Genomic DNA, 285 nt, shown 5'->3' on the forward strand with positions numbered 1-285 from the left:
AGCTCAAATGAATGTTTGGGTTCGTACTTTTAAAGATCTTGAGCACACCTTTGCTCAAGTTAGTTTGCTTGCTATTGAGAATCAAAAACTTACTTTGATATTGCTGCTGGCACTGTCTGCGTTTATCACAACATGGAAGCGTAATCATATTGCGTTTAGGTCGATTCATAGTCGAATGGATCACTACGTTTCGAATGTAGGGCAGTTGTTTGCCAATGCCTGTCTTGGGTTGTCTACCGTCGCGTTTTACCAAGGCTCTTACGCATCGGGGACTGAGGTTACCAA

1 pseudogene is annotated in these 285 nt (G+C 42.8%); it reads left to right on the forward strand.

Going from position 1 to position 285, the window contains the following annotated elements:
• Nucleotides 1-285 (forward strand): annotated as a pseudogene (locus tag A3761_RS27175) (hypothetical protein); the annotation flags it as partial.

It is taken from the genome of Oleiphilus sp. HI0123, assembly GCF_001635315.1.